Origin of the sequence: Pseudoalteromonas sp. BSi20652 (assembly GCF_000239855.1) — a bacterium.
Lineage (GTDB): Bacteria > Pseudomonadota > Gammaproteobacteria > Enterobacterales > Alteromonadaceae > Pseudoalteromonas.
Window position 1 is genome coordinate 1 of the sequence record NZ_BADT01000011.1, and the last position, 1,386, is coordinate 1,386.

General features: G+C 35.0%; 1 protein-coding gene. It reads right to left on the minus strand.

The window, feature by feature from the left end:
• Nucleotides 1-33 precede the first annotated feature (33 nt).
• Nucleotides 34-1,257 carry an EAL and HDOD domain-containing protein gene (locus tag P20652_RS16210; RefSeq protein WP_008165574.1) on the minus strand — a complete coding sequence of 408 codons (1,224 nt, stop codon included), beginning with the start codon at nucleotides 1,255-1,257 and terminating at the stop codon, nucleotides 34-36.
• Between the last annotated feature and the right edge of the window lie 129 nt (nucleotides 1,258-1,386).

Sequence of the window (1,386 nt, forward strand, 5' to 3'; positions counted from 1 at the left end):
AATGCTGGCGTTTTTTTGCTATTTATATAGTTATTATCCGTTAACCATTAATTGCATTTGCTCATTAACCCACCCCAATGCTTCATGATAGGCATCAGGTACTTTTTCACCAAGATTTAATTCTTTGGTTATTTCATTTGCCGCCGACCAATTAGCTTGCTCATAATATTTAACTAAGTTTAGATACTTTGCTAATAAGCCTTCGTCGTTTAAAAGCGCTGCTTTGATATCATTAGAAAGTGGAAGCTTTTGCATTACGCTTTCCATGCTCTCATCCAAAATAGCATCCATAAGCGACATCATACCGGTTAAAAATGCCATGCCGGTGTCTTTAAATTGTCCATGGGATATGGCGAGTAACTCACCAAAACGAGCTCGAGTAAGCGATAATCTAATAAGCTCTATGGGTTTATCTGCAGACACTTGTGCTGCAAACAGTAGTGACAATAGCTTTTTAATTTCATTAGCACCAAGGACTATAAGCGCTTGCTTAATGGTACTTATTTCCGCGCGCCGAGCAAATGCTGCTGAATTTGAATACCTAAGTAACTTATAAGATAAGTTAACATCACGTTCAAACACGTCAGTAATTTTTTTAAGGTTCATTTCAACGCTTGATGTTTCATAAAGTAATTCAGCCAAAGCCATTTCTGAAGGTGGCAAAGCTTTGCTTTGTACCATTTCTGGTTTTGAGAAGAAAAACCCTTGGAAATAATCAAAACCAAGTTCTAAGGCCTGTTTATAGATTTCGTAAGTTTCAACTTTTTCGGCAAGTAACTTAATATGCGGATGTGGTTTTAAGTCGTTTAGAACTGTTTTTATTGTTTCTATATCACATGTTAAAAAATCAATTTTAATAATATCGATAAATGGGTAAAAGTGACGCCACACTGGTTGATGAATATAGTCATCAAGTGCGATGGTGTATCCTTTATCTTTCAAGTCTTTGACGATGGCTAATAGGCGCTTACCCGGCTGAATAGTTTCGAGTATCTCAACAACAATAGCGTCTTTACTTAGTAACGTAGGATAACCTTTTGATAGTGTTTCCAGGGTAAAATTTATATAGGCCGGTTTATTGTCGGTTAAATCTTCTAAGCCAAAGTTAAATTGGCTACCTTCAATAAGTCGTGTTGTTGCTTCGTCGCCATCTATATCGGGAAATACGTTATCAACGCCATCACGAAACAACAGTTCATAACCAATTAACTCTTTATCTCTATCTAAAATTGGTTGGCGTGCGGCGTAAAAATACATAAACAGTTCCGTATGAGTAGATTCAGTAACTAGTGTAATAATATATTAGAAAAGATTCAAAATAGCATTATGTATATCAATAATTTTAATAAATTATCATTATAAATTAGGGACTTTATTTATTTATTT

Excerpts from the sequence above, each read along its gene's own strand:
- P20652_RS16210 (WP_008165574.1), bottom strand. The coding sequence starts at position 1,257 with ATGTATTTTTACGCCGCACGCCAACCAATTTTAGATAGAGATAAAGAG.